Origin of the sequence: Nakamurella sp. UYEF19 (assembly GCF_040546275.1) — a bacterium.
In the GTDB taxonomy this organism is placed as follows: Bacteria; Actinomycetota; Actinomycetes; order Mycobacteriales; family Nakamurellaceae; genus Nakamurella.
Window position 1 is genome coordinate 41574 of the sequence record NZ_JBEPNO010000018.1, and the last position, 22541, is coordinate 64114.

Below are 22541 nucleotides of genomic sequence, written 5' to 3' on the forward strand. Positions count from 1 at the left end.
GACGCGACGTGAGGTCCTACCGCCATTCCCATGACGATCAGCGAAGAGGTCGAGTCCTGGAAGGTCGGAGCGCTGGCGGCTTCGACCGGCGTCACCGTCCGGGCGCTGCATCACTACGACCACATCGGTCTGCTCAGCCCGTCGAGCCGAAACGTTGCGGGCCACCGGCTCTACACCACCCAGGACGTCACCCGGCTCTACCGCATCAGCCTGCTGCGGCGGCTGGGCTTCCCGCTCGAACAGATCTCGCACGTCCTGGACGACCCCGACTGGGACCTTCCGGCTGCGGTTCGACGGCACCTCGTCGACACCCAACGGCGGGCCGCCATCGCAGCGGCGCTGTGCAACCGCCTGACCGTCATGGCCGATCAACTGGCCGCGCACACCACCAGCCCATCCCCCGACCAGATGTTCGGGGCACTCGAGGAGATGACCATGCTCGATTCATCCGTCCACAGCACCACCACGATCCTCATCTACGACGACCTGCCCGCCGCCCACGAATACGTGGTTCGCGTCTACGGTCTGACGCCCGGCGAACTCGAACGCACGCCCGACGGCACTGCCGTGCACGGGGAGGTCAGGGCCGGCGAACAGGTGATCTGGATGCACCCGGCCGGCGACGGATTCCGGTCGCCCCGCGACCTCGGCGGCGTCACCGGAATGACCGTCATCAACGTCGACGACGCCGACGCCCACCACGCGCGGAGCGTTGCCGCCGGCGCCGTCATCGTCGAGGAACCGGTCGACCAGAACTACGGAGTGCGGGAGTACGGCGCCCGCGACCCGGAGGGCCAGCTCTGGTTCTTCCACTCCCCGCTCGACTGACCCGCCCGTGGGAGAGCCGTATTTTCTGGCGTTCTCCACCACTCTTCTCGACTACAACCCGACCGAGAAGAGAGCTCCATGACCGAGATCGCCGGCGATGTACCCCAGCCCGTCCGTGGCCGGGGCTGGACGCCTCGAGTAGTCGTCAAGATGAAACGCGAAGCCCGCATACCGTTCTCGAGATCCGCACAGTTCTCCATGCCGGACGGCGCCGGTGAGACGGTCCGGCGCACGGTGCAGCGGATTCACCCACGAGGACGTCTCGTTCCCTACCTGTCCGAGACCGACGGCATCAGCGCCGGCCGCCGGGACCGGCTCAGCCACTACTTCTCCGTCACCGCCCCGGACGCCGACCGCGCGGTCGCTCTGGCGCGCGAGATCAGCGCGCTCGATGACGTCGAGACCGCCTACGTCGAAGGCGGTCCCACCCCGCCGCCGACGGTCAACGCCACCGACGACCCCCTCAGCGCGACCCAGGGTTATCTGGATGCCGCCCCGCACGGCATCGATGCACGGTTTGCGTGGGGACACACCGACGGACACGGCGTCGGTTTCGTCGACGTCGAGCAGGGCTGGACACTGAACCACGAAGATCTGGCCGCTGCCGGGATCCACCTCATCTCCGGGGTGAACACGGCCTACTTCGGGCACGGCACCGCAGTCCTGGGTGAGGTCGTCGCGGTGGACAACACCCTGGGCGGAGTAGGGATCGCGCCCGCGGCGCATGCTCGCGTCGTCTCCCAGTACCGGGCGGACGGGAGCTACGGCACCGCGGCCGCCATTCTCTCTGCGGTGGATGTGATGTCCGCCGGTGATGTGATGCTGCTGGAGGCACAGACCTTCGATTCGGCAGGGGCCTACCTACCGGTCGAGATCGAGGCCGCCGTCTTCGACGCCATCCGGGCGGCGACCGACGCCGGCATCGTCGTGATCGAAGCCGGCGGCAATGGAAGCGTCGACCTGGACGCGTGGACGGATGATTCGGGCAACCACCTCCTTCGCCGCTCCGATCCGGCTTTCCAGGATTCCGGGGCGATCATGGTGGGGGCCGCGAGCGCGGACGTGCCACACACCCGTCTCTATTTCTCCAACTTCGGCTCCCGCATCGACTGCTTCGGTTGGGGCGCTGACATCGTCACCACCGGAGACGGCTGGACCGGTACCTCGACCAGCGCGTACACGGACAGCTTCGGTGGAACCTCCGGTGCCAGCCCGATCATCGCCGGCGCCGCCTTGCTGTTGCAGGCGTTCTCGAGGCAGCATCGAGGACGCGTCCTCGATCCGTCGACCATGCGCTCACTGGTCAGCGGCGCCGTCAACACCCACAGCGGGGATCCAGCAGCGGATCGCATCGGCGTGCTGCCGAACCTGCGGGCGCTGATCCAGACCCTGGTGGACGACGACCGGTTCCTACCCCACATCGATGTCTACGTCGAAGGGCTCTACATTCTCTTCGGCCTGATCAACGATGCGCCCGGGATGATCTGGGTCCCCGGTGTCGGCCCGGTCCCGGTCAATCCCGGGTGGGAAAGCATCTCGAAGGAGCTGCAACTCCAGTTCATCGCGACGGTGGCCGGCGAGCTGGAGAGGGAAGGTCTGACGGGCATCAGCGCCGAACAACTGGGCCACGTGTCGATTGCCGCTTTGCGCAAGACCCTGGAGGTCGGCTCGCGGCGATAGGTCGACCGGGATCTGGTTCCGCCGAGGCAGTTCTGCTTCATCAGCCCGGCCGGGCGTCACCGCCGTCGCAGCACACTGACCGGTGCGGTCAGATCGTAGTGGCGACGGTCGGCCAGCCCGGCGAACTCCACGCACATCTCCGGAGGTGCACCTTGCATCCGCAAGGAGGTGACGGTGCGCAGAGCGCCGCTCTCGCGGACCACGTCGGTCACGTGGAGCTGCGCGGCGAGGATCGTCTCCACCCTGCTGACCGCTGTCGGGCGTCCATCCGATACCGCCGCCTGTTCATCACCGTTCTCGATCACCGCCTCACCATTGCATCCACCACCGACAGTGCAGGCGGGTCGAGTCACCTGGCAAGGCTCGCCTGGTCCTGGCAAGGCCCGTGGGCCCTGCCAGGACCAGGCAGACCTTGCCAAGACGGTCGAGGGCCGGCCCGCGCCGGGGGCCGGCTGTAGGGGCCCAGCTGCGGAGCTGACGGCTACAGCGTGCGTTCGGTCGGATCCCAACCGTCCGGAAGCGGGGCCACCGGCTCGAACCGGGAATCAACCGTGACGAACGCACCGGTGTCCATGGACTCGGCCGTCGCGAACATCGCGTCCAGCACGTGCAACGCCAAACCGCCGTTGGCACGGTGCCCGGCGCCGGCATTCCGGCCCCGGATCGTCCGGGCCATGTCGACCACGCCGATCCCCCGACCGGCCGGACGCTCGCCGGCGGCCACGACGTGGTCCTCGTCAGCGCCGGCCTTGACCAGCCGGATGTCCCCCGTGAATCGGTTCGGATCGGGCGGCACGATGGTCGCGGAGGTGCCGGTGATCTCCAGGATCCCCACCCGTTCCAATGCGGCGTCGAAGCTGAAGGTGGCCTGCGCCTCGAGACCATTGGCGAATTCGTAGAGAGCACTGATATGGGTGGGCACGGTGACGTCGAACGACTCGCCGGCCCGCGGGCCTTCACCGATGGTCCGGGTCGGTCCCGAGGACGAGCCGAGCGCCGCCACCCTGACGACCGGTCCGAACATCTGCGCGAGCGCCGTCAGGTAGTAGGGCCCCATGTCGAACAGGGGGCCGCCCCCACGCTGGTAGAGGAAATCAGGGTTGGGGTGCCAGCGGTGCGGGCCGGCCGACTGGAACACCATCGACGCGGTCAACGGTGTGCCGATGTCGCCGCGTTCGATCATGCTGCGGGCCACCTGCAGACCGGGGCCGAGGAACGTGTCGGGCGCGGTGCCGACCAGCAGGCCCGCGGCGGCTGCCTGCGCGACCAGCGCGACGGCGTCCTCCTGTTCCGCTGCAATGGGTTTCTCGTTCCAGACGTGCTTGCCGCTGGTCAGCGCGGCGGAGGCCACCGACGCGTGGGCGGCCGGGATGGTGAGGTTGACGATCAGCTCGAGATCGTCCCGGGCCAGGGCGTCCTCGACGCTGCCGGCTTCAGGAACGCCATGTTCGTCCGCCTGCGTGCGGGCCCGGTCGGGAAACAGGTCGGCGACGAAACGTACGTCCAGGTCTGGATAGCCGGCCATGTTGGCGAGGTACTGCTCGCTGATCTTGCCGGCGCCGACCACCCCGACGACGAGGGGACCGGTCACTCCACACCGCTCTTCGCACAGGCGCTCATGGCCACATCCACACCGCTCCTCGGTCGTTCCTCACAGCGATGCTCGCTCACCGTGCTCATCGCGCTCATCGGGCAAGCCCGGCGGCGAAGGCGAAGCCGCGGCGCAGGCCCTCGAAGATGTCACCCGCGTAGTCGTCGAACTCCAGCACCGGGATCTCCAGATCGGTTGCTGCCGAGACGATTTCGGCAACCGGCATGGCACCATCGCCGAGCGGCAGCTGCTCGATGTTGTTCTTGTTGATCGGCCCGTCCTTGAGGTGCAGGAACCGCACCCGGCTCCCGAGGCGACCCAGCGCGGCCGGCACGTCCTGCCCGCCGACGGCGGCCCAGTAGGTGTCCAGCTCCAGCACGATCGACGGATCGGCAAGGCCGGCGAAGACCTCGAGCGCCGGGGTTCCGTCGAGAGCGCTTTCCCACTCGAAAGCGTGGTTGTGGTAACCGATCCGCAGTCCGTAGCCAGCCGCCTTCTCGGCGGCCTTCGCCAGTTCGTCGGCGACACCCTTGACGCCGTCAAGGGTCTGCCAACGCGCCGGGTCGATCATTGGATCGATGACGGTCTTGACGCCCACGGCTGCCGCGGCCGTGAAGACCTGGTCCAGATCGTTGCCTGAAGCCAGCCGGGAGTGCGCGCTGGGCGCAGTCAAACCGTTGTCGTCCAGAGCTTTTCGCAGTCCGGTCGGATCGCTCACCAGATCGTAGGGCTCGACCTGGGTCAACCCGATCCCGGCCAGCGTGGCCAGGGTGCCAGGCAGATCCTGCGCCAGCTGGTTCCGGACGGAGTACAGCTGCACCGACAGTGCCGGAATGTTCGCCATGTCTTGTCTTCTCTCCCTCTCACCGCGCCGTGAGGCCAGGTGGTTTGCGCGTACCCGGTGTCCCAACCTACCCACCGGCCCTCGAGACACTCCACCTCACCTCCGCCACGGAGTGCTCTCCACCCCCGGGTGGAGCGCCCCAGCTCCACCCGGACTCCACCCGCAGCCTGATGTCCCGGCGGGCCGAACCGAGCAGAGTTCTCCTCAGCGGCCAGCAGGCCGGAACAGCAGGGCCCAGCGGGATCCGGTCACCGAGATCCTCACCCAGACAGACAGAAGAGGAAGACACCATGAGCGAGTTCATGACGGCACTTGTCATCAGCGGCAGCATCTTCGGAGTGATGATGCTGACCCAGTTCGGCCGCCGGGAGTACACCTGGCACAAGGTGTTGATGCCGGTGGTCTCCGTCGCCGCCTTCGGTTGGGCCTACCTCCGCGACATCCCGACCGTCGGGAACGCAGTCTGGCTCTACGTCGTCGGCATGGCCATCGGGGCGGTCTTCGCCGTGGCGGCCACCGTCACCACCGGCATCGAAAGCGACTCCGGCAAGCTCTACACCCGCACGGGAGCCGGGTTCGTCATCACCTGGCTGGTCGCCATGGCGCTGCGGGTCGGCTTCGTCTGGAGCGTCGACAACATCCCCAGCTTCCGCAACGGGGTCGGCACCTTCATGATGAGCCACGAGCTGGTGCAGGACTCGATCGCGCCGTTCTTCGTGCTGATGGCCCTGACCACCGTCATCGTCCGGGTCATCGCCATCAAGGTCCGGACGAACCGCATGGCCGGTGCCGCCGCCGCTCCGGCCCAGCTCGTCAACTCCGCATTCTGATCAGCCCGGGACACGGACCAAGACGGTCACGACGAAGAACGTGGGTGCGACGATGACAAGCGTGACCGATCCGGCGACACCGACACCCGTGCACACCGCGGGGACCGGGGTCGCCGGATCGGCGTCGTCGGTCTCCCCCACGGTTTCCCGGTCGGGAGCCAGGGCAGGCGGTGACCAAAGGCTGCAGCTGGCGTTCTCCGTCGTCGTGGTGACGGGCACGTGGATCTCGCTGCTGCCACTCCGGTTCAGCGGCCTGGATCTGCTCGTAGTGATGCTCCTGGTCATCAACACGGCGTTCCAGCTGGCAAGGCACCTGCCGGAGGGCTCCGTCCCCCGCCATTTCGACCTGCCGCTCCTGTGCGTCTGGACGGTCCTCGCTGCGGCCCTGCTGAGCGTCCGATCCTTGGGCTGGGCCTCGGCTTTCGCCTACGTGGCCGCCGGCCACGCCGGCTATCGACTGCCGGCACGGCAGGCCCTCGCCGTTGCCACTCTCGGCGGGGTGCTGTCCGCCGTCGGCCTACGAGTGGCACAGGCCCAGGGTGTCTCCGGATGGCCCTGGCTGCTCGGCCTGACGGTCGCCCTTCCGGTCTTCCTGGGGATGGCCAACCGATCCAGGGATGAGGCGATGAACAGCGCCATCGACGCGGCACGATCGGCCCAGCGGGCCGCCGAATCCGAGGCCAGGGAGGAAGCGCTGGCCGAACGGGCCCGCATCTCCCGTGACATCCACGATGTCCTCGCGCACTCGCTGTCCGGCGTCAGCATGCAGCTCGAACTCAGCGAGATGTTGCTGGACAACGGGGACGAGACCCGGGCCAGGGAGGCGATCGGCAACGCCCGCAGCATGGTCCGCGAGGGCATGGCGGAGGCGAGGCGGGCGGTCACCACCCTGCGCGCCGAGACGTTGCCGCTGGCCCAGACCCTGCAGGCTCAGTTCTGGGGTTCCGGTGATGTCACCGTGGTTGGCGAGGCGTCTTCGAAGGGTGCCGAACTCCCGGTCGAGGCCGCCCAGACCCTGGTCCGGGCGGCTCAGGAGGCGCTGACCAACGCCCGTCGTCATGCCCCCGGCGCCCCGATCGACGTCCGACTCGAGTACGGCGACGGGCTCGTCGGTCTGCAGATCGACAACGGTCCCGCGCCTTCTGCCGTGGGTTCGGCAGACGCCGCCAGGTCGCCGGGCTCCGGGATGGGTCTGGTCGGGATGCGCGAGCGGGCTGCCCTTCTCGGCGGCCGGGTGGAGGCCGGACCGATCCTGGAGGGCCCGATGGCAGGTGGATGGCGGATCATGATGACCCTGCCGCGCTGACCGGCCGTCAACCACCAGGATCGCCATCCACCACCGCCGACATCCAGCCCCGCCCAGCACCGCCGACATCCAGCACCGACGACGAACGTGAGCCAAGATGACCGAGTCCTCCAGCCCGACGGGCACCGAACCGGACCTGCGGCTGATCGTCGCGGACGACCAGGCGTCGATCCGCGAGGCCCTGGCGATGATGCTGGACATGACGCCCGGACTCAGCGTGGTGGCGACTGCCGCCGACGGCGAGGAGGCAGTGGCAAGAACGGCCGAACACCGACCGGACGTCGTGCTGATGGATCTGCGAATGCCCAAGATGGACGGCATCGCCGCAACCACGGCGATTGTCGCCGCGCATCCCGACATCGCCGTGGTCGTTCTGACGACCTTCGATGACGACGCGTCGATCATCGCGGCCCTGGGCGCCGGAGCGCGGGGCTACCTGACCAAACAGGCCGGGCGCGCCGACATCGCTCGTGCCGTGAGGGCTGCCGCGGCCGGGCAGGCCGTGCTCGATACGGCGGTCCAGGCCCGCCTGGTCGCCGCGGCCACCGGTGGTCCCGCCAGCGTCATGAGAGCCCGCCCGGCAGAGGCCGAGCTAGGCCCGACGCCGGCGGCCGCAAAGGCTTCGGCTTCTGGAAAGCCCGACCCGCTGCCGGACGGGCTGTCTGCCAGGGAAGGTGAGGTGCTGGCGTTGATAGCGGCCGGCCGCTCGAACCGGGAGATCGCCGCATCGCTGTTCGTCAGCGAGGCCACCGTCAAGACCCACGTCAACAACATCTTCGGCAAGGCCGGTCTTCGTGACCGCGCCCAGGCCGTTCACTACGCCTTCACCCGGGGCATGGTCTGAGGCAACATGGTGTGAGGCAGCATGGTCTGAGGCAGCATGGTCCGAGGCAGCCGATCTGAACGAAGTCCGAACATTTTGCCGCGCAAAGCTGAACAGCGCAGCGACACAGTGAACTAGATCCGGCGCGTGGCCGGCGCGAACCAACACACCCTGGAGAACATCATGTTGAAGAAGATCGCCTTGGTCGGCGGCATTGTCGCAGTGGCTGGACTCGGTGTCGGCGGCGCTGCGTGGGCCGAATCGAACTCGTCGGCTTCGCAGGCGGTCGCCTCGACGTCAGCCTCGGACGACTCGGTCGTGCCGGCCGTCGACACCGTCACCACCGCGTCACCCGGGGCCCCCGGAACGACCGCCGTCGGGAAGGCCGCGAAAGGCCGCGAGCACAAGGGCAAACACCGCGGCCTGGTCAAGCGTCTGGAGAAGGTCAGCCATGCCCAGTGGGTCAGCAAGGACGGCAAGACCGGCAGCTTCGTCACACATGACGCCGTACGCGGCAGCGTCACCGCCGTTTCGGCCGGCTCGATCACCATCAAGGCCACCGACGGCACGTCCGAGACGTACGTGGTGAACGGCTCGACGAAGGTGCACGTCAAAGGCGACAAGGGCACCACGTCCACGGTTGCGAAGGTCAAGGTAGGCGATCAGGTCGGCGTGTTGGGTACAGGCGCCACGACGAGAACCGCCACCCAGATCCGCGACCGCGGCGTCACGAAGTAGGCGCTGTCTCCTCGATCGCGTCCGGCCGGCCTCAGGTCAGTTGGCCGTGAACCGATAGACGGAGCGGTTACGGTACTCCTGGCCGGGCCGCAGCACCGTGTTGGGGAAGTGCGAGTGGTTCACCGAATCGGGCAGGTGCTGCGGCTCCAGGCAGAATGCGTCACCCTGCCGGAGCGTCGCACCTGCCCTGGTGACGATGGCCCCGTCGAGGGAGTTGCCGGTGTAGAACTGGACGCTCGGCTGGTCGGTGAACAGCTCCAGGATCCGGCCGGTGCTGTGATCGAAAGCTCTTGCTGCCAGACGCATACCGTCGTACTCACCGCCGGAACCGTCGAGAACGTAGGCGTGGTCGTGTCCACGCACCAGGAGCATCTGCGGATGCGCTGCACGCCAACGCTTGCCGATCAGATTGGGCTGACGGAAGTCCAGCGGCGTGCCGGCGACGTCGAGTAGCTCACCGGTCGGGATGAAATCGGCGTTCACCTCGGCGAAACGGTCGGCGAACACGGTGACCTCGTGGTCCGCCACCGAGCTCGGCACGCCCGAGAGGTTCAGGTAGACGTGGTTCGTCAGGTTGACCGGCGTCGGGGCGTCGGTGATGGCGCGGTAGTCGACCGTGAGGTCCGTTCCCGACACGGTGAAGACGACGGACACGTCCAGGTTGCCGGGGAAGCCCATCTCGCCGTCCGGGCTGGTGCGGCGCAGGGTCACGCTCATGTCATCGGCGGTCTCGACGACCGGTTCCACCTCCCACTCGCGCGTCTCGAACCCGGCGGGACCGCCGTGCAGCGCGGTGTTCCCGTGATTCAGCGGCACCGTGTGGGTGCGGCCGTCGAGCTCGAAGGTGCCGCGGTCGATGCGGTTCGCGTAGCGGCCGATCGTCGCGCCCTGATAGGTCGTGTCGGTGCGCCAGCCCATCGGGTCGTCGAAACCCATGGCCACGTCAGCGAATTCGCCGTGGCGGTCAGGTGTGCGGATGTACCCGAGCCTGGCTCCGTACCCGACGATCCCGACGGACAGACCGGCGCTGGACAGTTCCGCATCGACGGACAACGGTTGCTCCTTCTTGCTGTTTGCACCCCTGAAAACGACGGACCGCCGGCGGTGACGACCGGCAGGCCCGCGCCAGCCTAGACGAGGGAGACCGACTCGATCACGCGCGCGACTTGCAGCACCAGCCCGAAGACGCCAGGAGGAAAAAGATGCCGCGAAAGCGGCTTACCGGACATATAGCCCACCCGCTCTGTGTGGCACGAGTGCGACGGTGACGCACATGACCACCATCGCATCTCGCGACCTCCGAAACCACACCGCCGAAGTCTTACGGCAGGTGGCCGGAGGGACCCGTGTGACGATCACGGTCAACGGCAGGGCCGTGGCCGAGATCGCCCCGGTGCGCGTTACCCGCCCCCAGTTCTTCGCCAAGGCTGATCTGGTCGAGTTGCTCACCCGACATCAGGCCGACCCCGGGTTGGCGAGGGATCTGGAGATGCTCGCCGGTGACACCACCGACGAACTCGATGCCCGGTGAGCGCCCGCCCCGGGTTACTCGACACCAGCGTGCTGATCGCACCGGAGTCGGGTCGACGTCTCGACTTCGACTCGCTCCCCGAGGAAACCGCGATCAGTGTGGTGACGGTTGCCGAACTGCACACCGGCGTACTTGCGGCCGCCGACACAGCCACCCGGGCGCTGCGCCTGTCGACCCTCGAAGCCGCTTCGGCCGTCGAGGTGTTGCCCATCACCGCAGAAGCAGGCCGATGGTGGGCCGAGATGCGAGTGCGACTCGCGGAACAAGATCGACGCGCCAAGATCAACGATCTCTGGATTGCTGCCGTGGCCAAGGCCAACGGGATGGACGTCATCACCCAGGACGATGACTTCGATGTCATCGAGCAGGCCGGCGGTCCGTCCGTCATCCGGGTTTGAGGTCGGTCCCGCAGCGTCGGGACTCGAACCCACCGGCTGCGAGAGACGCGGCCGTGATCCGTGCTAACCATGAAGGGTGACCGACGCACCCCCTGACGCTCCGAAGGAGCGCTCCGCATCCCGCCTGCCGATCCCCAGCAGTGGAGGTGACGCAGAGACCCTGACGACGGTGATCATCGCGTTCGCCGCGAATCTCCTGGTGGCGATAGCCAAGTCGGTCGCGGCCCTGATCACCGGATCGGCGTCCCTGCTCGCCGAGGCCGCGCACTCCTGGGCCGACACCGGCAACGAGATCTTCCTGCTGGTGGCCAACAAGCGGGCGAAGATCCCGGCCGACGAGGACCATCCGCTGGGCCACGGCCGCGAGGCCTACGTCTGGTCGATGTTCGCGGCGCTGGGACTCTTCGCTGCCGGGTCGGCGGTCTCCATCACCCACGGCGTCAGCGAGCTGATCGACCCGACCCCCGCCGAAAACTTCACCGTCGGGTACATCGTCCTGGCCATCTCCTTCGTGCTGGAGGGGATCTCGTTCCTGCAGTCGGCGCGGCAGGCCAACGGCGAGGCCGGCAAGTTCGACCGTGACCTCCTCGAGCACATCCTGGCGACGTCGGATCCCACCTTGCGGGCCGTCTTCGCGGAGGATTCGGCCGCGCTGATCGGGTTGGTGGTGGCGGCTGCGGGGCTGGCCGCCCATCAGATCACCGGCTCGGCAGCGCCGGACGCCATCGCCTCGATCGTCATCGGCGTGCTGCTGGGCTGGGTGGCATTCATCCTGATCAACCGCAACCGCCGGTTCCTGGTGGGCGAGGTCGCGGACCCGCGGGTGCGCGACTCCGTCCTCGAGTCTCTGCAGAACATGCCCGAGATCGCCCGGGTCACCTACCTCCGACTGGAGATCGTCGGCCCGAGACAGGTCAGCCTGATTGCCGATGTCGATCTCACCGGCGACGACCAGGAATCGCGGCTCGCCGTCCGACTCCGGGCGCTGGAAGCCCGTCTCACCGAGACGCCGGCGGTCGTCGGCGCCGTGCTCAGCCTGTCGGCGCCCGACGAACCGTCGCTGGCCTGACCTCGCTCACCCGCGGGTCTCGCCGACGATCAGCCAGCGCCCGCTGCTGGTGCGCCAGGCCATCCCGAGGAACCGCAACAGGATGAACGCCGCCAGGCCGGCCCAGACCCCGCCGATGCCCCAGTCGAAGAAGTGGGCGCAGAGCGCCAGGGGGATGTAGCCGACCACCGCCGACACCAACGTGACGGTGCGCAGGAAGGCGTTGTCGCCGGCGCCGATCAGCACCCCGTCGAGGGCGAACAGCACACCGCCGACCGGCATCATGCCGACCAGCCACGGCCACAGCAGGTGCGCCTGGTGCTGGACGCCCGGATCGGAGCTGAACACCAGCGGGATCAGATACCAGCCGGCCGCCGCAAGACCTGCGAACACCAGGCCCGCGACCCAACCGTAGCGGCTGACCCGCCACGCAGTCGCCCTGGCCGCCTTGGCATCTCCGCTGCCGAGCGAGGCGCCGACCAGCGACTGGGCGGCGATCGCGAACGAGTCCAGCAGCAGCGCGGTGAAGTTCCAGAGCTGCATGCCGATCTGGTGCGCGGCCAACTGTGCGGCACCCATCCGGCCCGCCACACCCGCCGCGGTGATGTAGGACGCCTGGAAGGCGGCCGCCCGGAGGACCAGGTCCCGGCTGACGACCAACTGGCGGCGCATGACGGCCCACTGCGGCCGGCTCGGCACGTGCTGGCGCCGCAGGGCGAGGACGCAGAGCGTGCCGCCCACCCATTGGGCGGCGACGTTGGCGATCGCCGAGCCCTCCAGCCCCAACCCCACCGGGTACACCAGGATCGGGGACATGATGGCGGACAACACATTTGCCGCCACGACGATCATCACCGGAGTGCGGGTGTCCTGCACACCCCGCAGCCAGCCGTTGCCGGCCAGCACCAGCAGTACCCCGGGTAGTCCGAGAATGGCGATGCGCAACCATGATTCGGCCGCGGCGGCGACCGGTCCGTCAGTACCGACGATCAGCCGAGTGAGCGGATCGGCGACCAACTCCCCGACGACGACAGCCAGCATGCCGATGATCAATGCGAGCCAGGACGCCTGCACACCCTCGTTGATCGCGGCATTCCGCCGCCCCGCCCCGAAGAAGCGCGCCGCACGTCCGGTGGTGCCGTACTCGAGGGACGTCCCGATCAGGGCGAGCAGCGTCATCACCGTGCCGGCCGCCCCCAAGCCGGCGAGCGGGATCTGACCCAGGTGCCCGACGACGGCCGTGTCGACCAGCAGGAACAGCGGTTCGGCGGCGAGCACCACGAACGCCGACGCAGCCAGTGAGACGATCCGCCGCGTCGGGATGGTCTGCGCGTCGGTCACCACAGCATTATCGGGGCTCGTCGTCCCACGCTCGAACCGTCAGAAGTGCTCGAGCAGAGCAGGTAGGGCCGACAGGTGCAGGACCGACGTGTCGGCCGGGTCGATCTCGGCGTGCTCGAGGACCCAGCTGCTGACGTGCGGGATGTAGACGGCGTTCATCCCGGCCGCACGGGCCGGCAGGATGTCCGACTTGGGGGAGTTCCCGATCATCCAGGTGTTGGCCGGGTCGAGGTCGTGCTGCCGCGCCACCTCCAGATATACCGTGACATCCTTCTCCGGAACGATGTGGACGTGCCGGAAGTGCTGCGCCACACCGGATGCGGCAACTTTGCGTTGCTGCTCCGCCGAGTCGCCCTTGGTCAGTAGGTACAGGTCGTGACGTCGTCCGAGGGTGCCGAGGACGTCCATGACGCCGGGCATCAACTCGATGCGGTGCTCGAGCAGCGCGGTGGCGAGCCGCTCGATCTCGCGGGTCTCGGCCTCGCTCACCGGCCTGGCGTTGAGTCGCTCGAACGTCTGGCCGAGGTTCGTCAGGAAGGCGCGGGCCCCGTAGCCGTGTGTCCGGGTGTTGGCCGCCTCGATATCGTCGATCATGGAACGGATCTCGCCCCGGTCCAGGGTCGGGTGGGCGAGCCAGTCGAGGTAGTCCTCGATCACCCTCTCGAAGAGGATGTTGTTCTCCCACAGGGTGTCGTCGGCGTCGAAGATGAGGGCGCGACGGGTGGCCGGTGAATCCATGCTGGACGAGGTTCTTCTTCCCACTGGAATTCTTCCATGCACATTCTCCCCCCGGGAGCGCCGAGCAACAGGGGTCACGACTTCACGACGACCGCTGCCGGCGTGGGGGCTACGTGCGGCCCGCCAGGGCAGCCCGCCCGCTTCGCGGGCGTCCAGATGGTCGCCGTCGTCAGGGAATCCTTGAAATCGCACCCCACTGCTACGCCTCGATCGTTGACGGCAGTGAGGGTGTCGCCATCCGGCGATGCTGCCGGCGCGACGATGACCGCGGGCCGGCCGGGCTGGCGGACGAACGATGACGGGGCCGAAGTGGTCGCCCACACCGGGTTGATCATCACGCCGACGACCTGACCCCGGTTGTTGATGTCCGTCGCCGTTCCGTAGGTCGAGCCGGGCAGGTTGAGATCGGTGATCCTGCCGCTCCGAGACCATTCGACCGCACGCAGATCGCCGCTCCCGGCGGCTGCGTAGCTGTAGCCGACCGCGACACCGGCGTTGTTGACATTCGTCGCAAGGGAGTCGCCACCCTTCGCACCGAGCGCCGTCAGGGCCTTCGGCTTTCCGGCGGCGTCCCATCGGACGGCCTGCTGACGATCGCCGACGTAGCTGTACCCGACCACCTCGCCACGATCGTTGACACCGCCGGCACCGGATCGAGGACCAAGACCATCGAGGTTCTCGGTCGTTCCCGTACGCCACAGGAATGCGTGCTGCGAACCGTCGGCGGAATTCCCGGAGACCCCGACCACGTCACCTCGCTCGTTGAGACCGGTGACGTACGAGTAGTTGTCACCGACCACCGCGAACGCGATCTCGACGATCTCCTTCCCGGTCCACAGCGCGGCCTGATTGCCGACGGCACCGGCGATCTGGCCGCGGTCGTTGATCAGGGCGGCCGAATCCAGACCGGCCGGCAGCGGCTGGGTCTTTCCCGCGCGGTAGAGATGGGTGGCGGTCACCACCACACCCGCGTTGTTGACGTCCGTGGCGCACTCGTCGATGCCGAGGCTGGTCAGGTGGCCTGCCGATGCTGCCGTGGGTGCGCTGCCACCGGCCGAAGCCGAAGCGCTACCGGCCGAAGCCGAAGCGCTACCGGCCGGCACCCCCGGGGCCGCGGTGGCGACGCCGGCGATTCCGATCATCGAAGCCAGGAAGGCAATCGAAAAGACTGTGGTTCGCAACAAGACTGCCCCCGAGTATTTGCCGGAATCAATGCCAACAGGAGAATAACCGCCGCAGACCGCAGATGACGACACCTGCGATGATTGGCGCGCAGGGCTGGCAAGTCCTGCAGTTTCATCGATTTCGGGCGAGATCGAGCTAGGGCGCCAGCGGGGTTATCGGGGTCGCCGCAGCCGGAGTTGTCGCCGTTGGCATTGTCGAAGGCGGCAAGGCGTTGGTGGAAGCAGTTTCTGGGCGTCGGGTGTCTGGGAGCACCACTGAGGAGGGCACCGTCACGGTCGGCACCGTTTCCGCCGTAGGACGGGAAGCGCCCGGCAGGAACGTATCCGGTGCCGACGAGCCTGGCGGGCGGGCCGGCCCCTGACTCGTGACCAGGGAAGCCGTCGGCGAGTGACCGGGACTTGAGGTGGGGATCGGCTGCGAGGAATTCACCGGCACAGGACGGACGGTGCGTGGCACGGTGGGCGGCGCCTTGCCGGGCAGCGGGCTCGTCGTGCGGATCGACGAATCGCTGGTGGCCGGCATCGGGGTGCCGACCGTACTCGAAGCGGGGGACGGTTGTTGAGCCGGCGGAACCGCAGGCTGGGAACGTTGGCCGACCAGCAGGATCGCACTGCCGATCACGGCGACCGAGGCAGCGACGCCCAGAGCCGACCATCGCTGGCGCTGCCGGCTCGGTGCGCCGTGACGGGCGGTCAGTTCTCGCCGGACAGCCTCGACATCGGGTACGTCCTTGGCGATGTCCTGGAGTCGACGGCGGAGGTCGTCCTCATCCATGCCGATTCTCCTTGCTGTGCGGGTCGTTGCTGTTCGGGTCGCTACCATTCCTGTCACTGACCGCGCGCTCAGCCGATTGACGACTCACCTCGATGGTCCAGCCCTGAACCGCGCTCGCCGTGATGCGGAGCGTGCCGAGCGCTCGCGAGATGTAGCTCCGGACGGACGACACCGAGCACCCCATCTCCGCGGCGATCGATCGGTCGTCCAGCCCGAGGTAGTAACGCAGCACCACGGCGGCCCGCTCGCGGGGCGCGAGGGTTCGCAACAATTGGTCGAGTGCATCCCTGGTCTCGACGCGAGCGGTGGCGGCGTCCGCGGGAACATCCGGCAGCTCACCCGATCGCGTCGTGAAGATGTGCCTGGCCACCCAGGATCTTCGTTCGGAGATCAGGGTGTTGGTGATGATCCGTCGGACATAGGCGACCTGCGAATCGGCGCCGGCGATCTTCGGCCAGGCCTTCTGGACCTTGATCAGCGACTCGGCCAGCAGGTCGTGCGCCTCGTTCCGGTCGCGGCTGACCACTCGGGCGTACCGGGCCAGACCATCCAGTTCCGCGTCCAGGAACTCCTCGAACTGCACGTGCGGTGCCCACTCCCTCGGTGCCGGACCTCTCGGTGTCAAACCTTCCGCGGCCAAATCCTCCGCGGCCAAATCCCCCACCCACCCTCCCATGCTTTCGACGCGCACCGCCGCCGGTCCGCGACTCATCCGCTCATCCCGGCACGGGGGTTGCATAGACGACGATGTTGTCCAGGTAACTGCGGGCGTCTGAGTCGAAAGGACCGCCGCAGCTGATCAACACCAGCCGGGACGCCACCTTTTGGTCGAAGACCTCGGCGGGCAGCCCTCTGCTCTTCTCGTAGACTCGTCGCGCCTGGACCTGGTAACGCACGACAACGCCCGCGCTGGTGCGCAGCTCGACGGGATCACCGGGGCCGAGTTCCGCGAGCCGGAACAACGCCCCCTCGCCGAGGGTGGCCGAGTCGATGTGTCCGTCGATGACGGTGGACCCATGCGACGAACCGGCCGGTGCGCTCTCCGCCCACCAGCCGACCCGGGACGGATCGGTCGGGACCGCCAGTACACCGTCGACATTCCTCACCATCTGCACCTGCGCACTGACCTGCAACGACGGCAACATCAGCAGCATCGGGCGGCCACCGCCCACCGGATGCCCGGAAGTCGTCGCTCCGGCGTGGCTGGTGACCGACCCGGCGGCCGTCGAGGGTCGAGTGGAGGGCGAGAGCCGAACGGATGGCGACGGGGGTGAGACCGACGCGGCCGACATCCCGCTGCGGCCTGAGGCCGCGGTCGACGTCTCGCCGCCCTCTGACGACGCGGTCGACATCCCGTCGGCACCCGACGAGACAGTCGACGTCCCACGGCCGGTTGGTGGCCCGGGCGTCGAGGCGACGATCCCGCCGGGCACGATCCCGGCGTCGGTCGGGCCCGGCACATTGCTCGCGTAGGCCGTCGCCGCGCCGACGACCAGCACCAGCCCGATGACGGCGGACAGACCGGGGATGACCACCCGAGGCTTACCCCGCCGGGCGGTCACCACCAATCCGTGCGAGCCGAGCTGCCCCAGCGGTTCGTTGATCAAGACTGGATGCCTGGCTCAGGACCGGCGGGAGCGTCGCCGAGCCAGGCCGATGCCGCCACCGGCCAGCAGCGCGACGCCCACCGCACCGGCAACACCTTCCAGGTGGATCGCCGCGGTGCCGGTCGAACCACCGGCCCCGCCGGTGCCGGCCGGCACTGCGGTCGGCACGGCCTCCGAGGGCGTCTCCGGTTGCACGTAGACGGTCGTAGGCGGTACCGGTGAGGCGGTGACGACCGGACCGGCCGGTGTCGTCGGGATCGGAAGTGGCGGCTCCGTCGGTGATTCGGTGGGCGCGACCGTCGCCGGCACGGCGGGTTGCGCCGTGGCCGACGCGGAAGGTACGGCTGTCGGCGGCGAGGCGAGTGAAACAGTGGACGTCCCGGCCTGCACCGGCGGGGGAAGCGTTGCTGGGGCGACGGCCATGGGGGCAACCGAGGCGGGAACCGGCGAGGGCACCGGGGGAATCGTCGTTCCTCCGGCGGCCGCCACGCCGGGCGTCATCAGAGCAAGCACCACACCCGCCGTCCCGACGATCATCGTCGACATACCGGCGCGCAACTTCGTCATGAGTCCTCCAACTGTCGGTGAGCTCCACCCCGGGCGAGCACCTTTCGGCGAGCCCGGTAGAGCCGGACACACGCTGTCCTGCCCCCACTGACGCGCCCCGCCGCCAGAACATTGCGTCGCCGCGGAGCCTGATTCGGCAGGCGTTGTTCCCAACCCCCGTCATACTTTTCCCGCCGCCTGCGCCGACGGCCAGGACATACACTGCGGTCCCGCCGGTCGGCGGCAGAGATCGTGACAATCGGAAGGAAATGATGGCGACCCTCTTGGTCGGCGACGTGTGACCAACCCTCTGCACGAGGCGGCGCGGCTGGCGTGGCCGGTGGTCGGCGATCTGATGACGGCCGGTGCCCTGCCGATCCTGCCATTCGGAGCCCAGGAACAACACGGCCCACACCTGCCGCTGGCCACTGACACGATCATGGCCGACGGTGTGTCCCGCGGGATCGCCCGCAACATCGGGGGGCTGCTGCTACCCGCCGTGCCCTACGGCCAGACCACAGACAACATGGCATTCCCCGGCACGGTCGCGTTGTCCTTCGACACCACCAGGGCGATCGCGGTTGACGTGGCCGAAGCGGTGAAACATCATGGTGCCAAAGGGTTTGTCATCGTCAACGGCGATTTCGGCAACCGCGCGCCGTTGGCACTGGCAGCCCGGCAGATCAGCGATGCGGGTTTGCGGACGCTGGTGGTGAATTACCCCGGCATGCTGGAGATCGCCCAGCAGCTCTGCACGACCGAACCGGCTGGCTTCGGCCTGTACCACGCCGACGAGTTCGAGACATCGATCGTGCTTGCGCTGCAACCGGATGATGTGGAGATGGCTCGCGCGGTCGCCGAGTACCCGGAGTTTCCACCGACCTTTCCGTCGGAACCCCCTGACTTGCGGGAGATCTCGGCCTCCGGTGTGTTCGGCGATCCACGGCCTGCCACCCCCGAACTCGGTCGACGATTGCTCGCCGCCCTCGTCGCCGAGGCCACCACCCTGGTCACCGCCTTCCGCGAATCCCTGCCTGCTTGACGCTCGGCCCCGGCAGGCTGATCCGCGCCCGCAGTCGACCACCCCGGCCAGACTCAGAAGGGGGCAGACTGTCAGCTATGTCACGTATCGGTCACTCACGGCCCTACCTCCTGATGGAAGGTTGCCTGGCCTCGCCTCTTCGTCCCGCAGGGTCCTGAAGGAGTCACCCATGGTGGAAGCGCCGCTGATCGAGATCCGCGAGCCGGGCCGTCCGATCCGTCGGGTCCGTGTCGATCGGGCGCTGGAGATCGGTCGCGAATGCGACGGCGTGGTGATCTCCGACCACGGCGCCTCGCGGCGTCACCTCAAGCTGCTCCCCAGCCCGCTGGGCCTCTCGGTCGTCGATCTGGGTAGCCGCAACGGCACGCTGCTCAACGGTGTCGCGCTGACCGGTCGCGCAACCCTGCAGCCGGGCGACATCCTCCGGTTGGGCGGCACCGAGGTACTCGTGGTCCGCGAGGCTGCCAACCGCCAGCCGGTCCCGACTCCGAGAAGTCCGTCAGGGCAGTCTGTTTCCCTCTCCTTCCCCGCGCCCCCGGCGGCACCCGTCAAAGTGCAGGCACCCGGACGCATCCTGACGCTCAGCCGCTCCGTGTTCAAGGGCACCCCGACACCGGCCGGTCAGCCGCTCTTCCGCACCTACATGGAGCTCCCGAGGCGGGTGCCGCAGCGCGTGTGGCAGGTCGTCCGACTGGTGAGCGTGCTCTGCTACGTCGCCCTCTGCGTGGCCATGTTCATCCGCCCCGCCGGCGCGCTGTTCACCTTCTTCCAGGTCATCGTCCCGCTGCTGCCTGCGCTGTTCTTCGTCGCACCCGGGTTGTGGCGGAACATCTGCCCACTGGCGGCGGCCAATCAGGTTCCCCGGGTTTTCAAGTTCAGCAGGGCCCGCACCCCACCGGCCTGGCTCCGGCGCCGCGGTTACGTCATCGCGATGACGCTGTTCTTCGGAATCGCCGGCGCCCGCCTGGTGCTGTTCAACAACAACGCCGAAGCCACCGGTGTACTGCTGTCGGTGACCATTCTCAATGCTTTCGTCGCCGGCGTGACGTTCAAGGGCAAGAGCGGTTGGTGCAGCAGCATCTGCCCGCTGCTACCGCTGCAACGGGCCTACGGGCAGACACCATTCGTCGTGGTGCCGAACAGCCATTGCAGTCCGTGCGTTGCGTGTACGAAGAATTGTTACGACTTCAAACCGCAGATCGCGTATCAGGCCGACATCCACGATCCGGACCCGCAATGGAGCGGTCCGCGGAAGTTGTTCGTCAGCGCCCTCCCCGGATTTGTGCTCGGCTTCTTCACCCTGGCCAACCATTCCGGGATGAGCAACCTGCGCGTCTACGAGCGATTGGGGCTGTTCCTCGGCGTCAGCATCGCCATCTTCTTCGTCCTGGAGGCGCTGGTCGTATTCTCCGAGGCCCTGGTGACGGCCGTGTACGCCTCCGCGGCCCTGAACATCTTCTACTGGTTCGCGGGCGTCACCATGGCCAATTCGGTTCATACCGTCATCGGTGTCAGCGTGCCGTGGCTGCGCTGGCCCATCCGCGTGATCATTGCCCTCCTGACGATCGTCTGGATCTCCCGCACGTACTGGGCGGAACGCAAGTACCTGATCGAGAGCGGACCCACCAGGGCCCTGATCCCGATCACCCCGTTGGCCGCGAAAACCGAAGCGAAGCAGAGCGAGTCGGAGCAGGCGGAGGTCAGTTTCCTGCCGGACGAGAAGGTGGTGCCCGCCGAGATCGGGATGAGCCTGCTGGAGGTTACCGAGCGCGCCGGGCTGCCCATCGAGGCCGGCTGCCGGATGGGGGTCTGCGGCGCCGATCCGGTGGCCGTGCTCGACGGGATGGACTGCCTGTCCGAGCCCGAGGACGAGGAACTGACCACCCTGCGCCGGCTCGGGCTCGCGCCGAGCACCAGGATGGCCTGCTGCGCGCGGATCACTGCCGGCGCGGTGCAGGTCAACCTGACCCCGGAGCCAGGAGTCGGCGGCGCCGGCGCCCGGCCGGACGACTTCGACCGGTCGATCACCAGCGTGGTGGTGCTCGGCAACGGGATCGCCGGCGTGACGGCCGCCGATTTCGTCCGACGTGGCCATCCCGACTGCGAGGTGCATCTGGTGGGCTCGGAGTCCCACGTCCTCTACAACCGGATGGGCATCTCGAGATTGGTGTACGGGCGCTCCGCCATGACGGGCCTGTTCCTGCTCGACGACCAGTGGTACGGCGACAAGAGTGTCACGGCGTGGCTGAACACCATCGCCACCAACATCGACACCCGTTCGCGCCATGTGGTTCTCGGCACCGGTGACGTGCTGGTCTACGACCGGCTGATCCTGGCCATGGGCAGCAGCAGCGTCGCTCCGCCGATCGAGGGCTTCGGTGCTCCTGGGAGCTTCGTGCTGCGCTCCGCCGAGGACGCGATGGACATCCGCCGGTACGCGCAGCAGCATGGAAGCCGGGACGCCGTCGTCGCAGGTGGCGGGCTGCTCGGCCTCGAAGCAGCGTATGCACTCTACGAACTCGGCCTGCAGGTGACGGTGCTCGAGCGTGGAAAGCGTTTGCTGTCCAAGCAGATCGACCCCCGCGGCAGTGAGCTGGTGCAGGCCCATTTCGATCGGCTCGGCATCCGGGTGCTCTACGGCGCCGAGTCCCTGCGGCTCGACGGGGGTCCGCGGTCCGAGCAGACCCAACCGCTGTCCATCGAGTCGCTGACCCTGGCCGACGGACGGACGCTGCCGTGCCAGGTGTTCCTGGCCTGCGTCGGGATCAAATCCAACGCCGACCTCGCCCGCCGCGCCGGCATCGCCGTCAACCGCGGTGTGGTGGTCGACGACCGGATGCAGACCAGCGCGCCCGGCGTCTACGCCGCCGGGGACGTACTGAACGATTTCGCGTCGACCGGGGCTTTCACGTCGAGCGGGGATTTCACGTTGAGCGGGGATTTCACGTTGAGCGGGGATTTCACGTCGAGCGGGGAGCAAAAATCCCCTTGCTGTCCCAAATGTCGGAATTATGGTCCCCGCAACTTTGGCGTGAAGCCGGGATTGTGGTCCCCACGACTCGGGCGTGACGACTCTAGGCGGGGTCGGACTCCGCGTAGGTATGGACACGGCGGCCGATGCGCATGCTCCAACCCAGCGGTAGCGACACCGGCCGGTCGTCGAGCCGATCCCATTCCGCAGCGCCCGGCGCGGCGATGAACGTGCCGTTGGCGGAACGGCCGTCGCGCACGGTCAGCACCCCGTTGATCACCGCTACGAACACCTGCACCCGGGAGATCAGCTGGTCGGGATCACGCACGACGATCGGTGACGCCGCGCCCCGGACGACACTCTGGTCGTGCAAAGGGTCTCGCCCGAAGACGTAGTCCCGGTCGAGAAGGATCCGGGTGCCGTCGTCCGCAACCAGCGTGCGCGCAACGCTTTTGACGACGGCGGTCTCCTCGGCGGTCGGCTGCGGGTTAGCCGCGAAGGACCAGGGTGCATAGCCCCCCTGACCCGCAACAGCCGCCGGCGCAACAGGTGTCGCCGCAACAGGCGCCGGCCCGACGGCGGCCGGAACCACGACCGCTGGCCCAGCCACGGGCGCCTCGATGTCGTCGGCCAGCACCGCCGCAGTCGGCTGCGGCCCGGTGACCGGAGCGACCGCTGGACCGGTCGCCGGGGTACCCGTCGCATCGGCCGGCCCGCTTG

General features: G+C 68.1%; 22 protein-coding genes. 11 read left to right on the forward strand and 11 right to left on the reverse strand.

The features are described from left to right. Window positions 1-30: 30 nt before the first annotated feature. Together ABIB25_RS20650 and ABIB25_RS20655 are read left to right on the forward strand one after the other, a co-directional pair. Window positions 31-828, forward strand: a complete 798-nt coding sequence (locus tag ABIB25_RS20650; RefSeq protein ID WP_354530405.1) for a MerR family transcriptional regulator — start codon at window positions 31-33, stop codon at window positions 826-828. Window positions 829-906: 78 nt separating this feature from the next. Then, window positions 907-2508: a S8 family peptidase gene (locus tag ABIB25_RS20655; protein WP_354530406.1), complete on the forward strand. Its 1602-nt coding sequence runs from the start codon at window positions 907-909 to the stop codon at window positions 2506-2508. Between the two features lie 56 nt (window positions 2509-2564). On the opposite strand, the gene ABIB25_RS20660 is transcribed toward ABIB25_RS20655, so the two are convergent. From ABIB25_RS20660 to ABIB25_RS20670, 3 genes are all read right to left on the reverse strand, one after another. Further along, a complete protein-coding gene (locus ABIB25_RS20660) occupies window positions 2565-2813 on the reverse strand; it encodes a hypothetical protein (protein ID WP_354530407.1) in 249 nt (82 codons plus the stop codon). Between the two features lie 176 nt (window positions 2814-2989). Beyond that, window positions 2990-4099, reverse strand: a complete 1110-nt coding sequence (locus ABIB25_RS20665; RefSeq protein WP_354530408.1) for a Gfo/Idh/MocA family protein — start codon at window positions 4097-4099, stop codon at window positions 2990-2992. Window positions 4100-4193: 94 nt separating this feature from the next. Then, window positions 4194-4943 (reverse strand): sugar phosphate isomerase/epimerase family protein, encoded by a 750-nt coding sequence (locus tag ABIB25_RS20670; RefSeq protein ID WP_354530409.1) that lies wholly within the window; start codon window positions 4941-4943, stop codon window positions 4194-4196. A gap of 290 nt (window positions 4944-5233) precedes the next feature. Here ABIB25_RS20670 and ABIB25_RS20675 point away from each other — a divergent pair, with 290 nt between their 5' ends. The 4 genes from ABIB25_RS20675 to ABIB25_RS20690 all read left to right on the forward strand — a co-directional run bounded on the left by ABIB25_RS20675 (window position 5234) and on the right by ABIB25_RS20690 (window position 8640). Beyond that, window positions 5234-5773 carry a hypothetical protein gene (locus ABIB25_RS20675; RefSeq protein ID WP_354530410.1) on the forward strand — a complete coding sequence of 180 codons (540 nt, stop codon included), beginning with the start codon at window positions 5234-5236 and terminating at the stop codon, window positions 5771-5773. Between the two features lie 52 nt (window positions 5774-5825). Then, on the forward strand, window positions 5826-7079 hold the full coding sequence (locus tag ABIB25_RS20680) for a sensor histidine kinase (protein ID WP_354530411.1): 1254 nt from the start codon (window positions 5826-5828) through the stop codon (window positions 7077-7079). 97 nt (window positions 7080-7176) lie between these two features. Continuing rightward, on the forward strand, window positions 7177-7923 hold the full coding sequence (locus ABIB25_RS20685; protein ID WP_354530412.1) for a response regulator transcription factor: 747 nt from the start codon (window positions 7177-7179) through the stop codon (window positions 7921-7923). A 126-nt stretch (window positions 7924-8049) separates the two neighbouring features. Further along, window positions 8050-8640, forward strand: a complete 591-nt coding sequence (locus ABIB25_RS20690) for a hypothetical protein (RefSeq protein WP_354530413.1) — start codon at window positions 8050-8052, stop codon at window positions 8638-8640. A gap of 36 nt (window positions 8641-8676) precedes the next feature. Here the strand turns inward: ABIB25_RS20690 and ABIB25_RS20695 are convergent, their stop codons facing one another. Continuing rightward, window positions 8677-9693 carry an aldose epimerase family protein gene (locus ABIB25_RS20695; RefSeq protein ID WP_354530414.1) on the reverse strand — a complete coding sequence of 339 codons (1017 nt, stop codon included), beginning with the start codon at window positions 9691-9693 and terminating at the stop codon, window positions 8677-8679. Between the two features lie 220 nt (window positions 9694-9913). On the opposite strand from ABIB25_RS20695, the gene ABIB25_RS20700 reads away from it, so the two are divergent. The 3 genes from ABIB25_RS20700 to ABIB25_RS20710 all read left to right on the forward strand — a co-directional run bounded on the left by ABIB25_RS20700 (window position 9914) and on the right by ABIB25_RS20710 (window position 11638). After that, window positions 9914-10171, forward strand: a complete 258-nt coding sequence (locus tag ABIB25_RS20700) for a type II toxin-antitoxin system Phd/YefM family antitoxin (protein ID WP_354530415.1) — start codon at window positions 9914-9916, stop codon at window positions 10169-10171. After that, window positions 10168-10569: a PIN domain-containing protein gene (locus ABIB25_RS20705; protein WP_354530416.1), complete on the forward strand. Its 402-nt coding sequence runs from the start codon at window positions 10168-10170 to the stop codon at window positions 10567-10569. The genes ABIB25_RS20700 and ABIB25_RS20705 overlap by 4 nt, the downstream gene beginning before the upstream one ends. A gap of 76 nt (window positions 10570-10645) precedes the next feature. Further along, the gene (locus ABIB25_RS20710) at window positions 10646-11638 is read left to right on the forward strand and encodes a cation diffusion facilitator family transporter (protein ID WP_502919872.1); all 993 of its coding nucleotides are present in this window, start codon (window positions 10646-10648) and stop codon (window positions 11636-11638) included. Window positions 11639-11644: 6 nt separating this feature from the next. Here ABIB25_RS20710 and ABIB25_RS20715 read toward each other — a convergent pair whose 3' ends face one another. The 7 genes from ABIB25_RS20715 to ABIB25_RS20745 form a co-directional block, all read right to left on the reverse strand. Further along, entirely contained in the window at window positions 11645-12958 is a 1314-nt protein-coding gene (locus ABIB25_RS20715) for an MATE family efflux transporter (RefSeq protein WP_354530417.1), read from the reverse strand. Between the two features lie 39 nt (window positions 12959-12997). Further along, window positions 12998-13696 (reverse strand): HAD family hydrolase, encoded by a 699-nt coding sequence (locus tag ABIB25_RS20720; protein ID WP_354530418.1) that lies wholly within the window; start codon window positions 13694-13696, stop codon window positions 12998-13000. A 74-nt stretch (window positions 13697-13770) separates the two neighbouring features. Then, window positions 13771-14838, reverse strand: coding sequence for a hypothetical protein (locus ABIB25_RS20725; protein WP_354530419.1), 1068 nt, complete (start codon window positions 14836-14838; stop codon window positions 13771-13773). Window positions 14839-15016: 178 nt separating this feature from the next. Beyond that, complete coding sequence (locus ABIB25_RS20730) at window positions 15017-15655, reverse strand: hypothetical protein (RefSeq protein WP_354530420.1); 639 nt, start codon at window positions 15653-15655, stop codon at window positions 15017-15019. After that, the gene (locus ABIB25_RS20735; protein WP_354530421.1) at window positions 15648-16238 is read right to left on the reverse strand and encodes a SigE family RNA polymerase sigma factor; all 591 of its coding nucleotides are present in this window, start codon (window positions 16236-16238) and stop codon (window positions 15648-15650) included. The genes ABIB25_RS20730 and ABIB25_RS20735 overlap by 8 nt, the downstream gene beginning before the upstream one ends. Window positions 16239-16371: 133 nt before the next feature. Beyond that, the gene (locus ABIB25_RS20740) at window positions 16372-17262 is read right to left on the reverse strand and encodes a class F sortase (protein WP_354530422.1); all 891 of its coding nucleotides are present in this window, start codon (window positions 17260-17262) and stop codon (window positions 16372-16374) included. A 15-nt stretch (window positions 17263-17277) separates the two neighbouring features. Further along, window positions 17278-17829 carry a hypothetical protein gene (locus ABIB25_RS20745; RefSeq protein WP_354530423.1) on the reverse strand — a complete coding sequence of 184 codons (552 nt, stop codon included), beginning with the start codon at window positions 17827-17829 and terminating at the stop codon, window positions 17278-17280. A 277-nt stretch (window positions 17830-18106) separates the two neighbouring features. Between ABIB25_RS20745 and ABIB25_RS20750 the strand changes: the two genes are divergently transcribed. Both ABIB25_RS20750 and ABIB25_RS20755 read left to right on the forward strand, forming a co-directional pair. Then, window positions 18107-18850, forward strand: a complete 744-nt coding sequence (locus ABIB25_RS20750; RefSeq protein ID WP_354530424.1) for a creatininase family protein — start codon at window positions 18107-18109, stop codon at window positions 18848-18850. Between the two features lie 169 nt (window positions 18851-19019). Beyond that, complete coding sequence (locus tag ABIB25_RS20755; protein ID WP_354530425.1) at window positions 19020-22049, forward strand: FAD-dependent oxidoreductase; 3030 nt, start codon at window positions 19020-19022, stop codon at window positions 22047-22049. The last annotated feature ends 492 nt before the right edge of the window (window positions 22050-22541 follow it).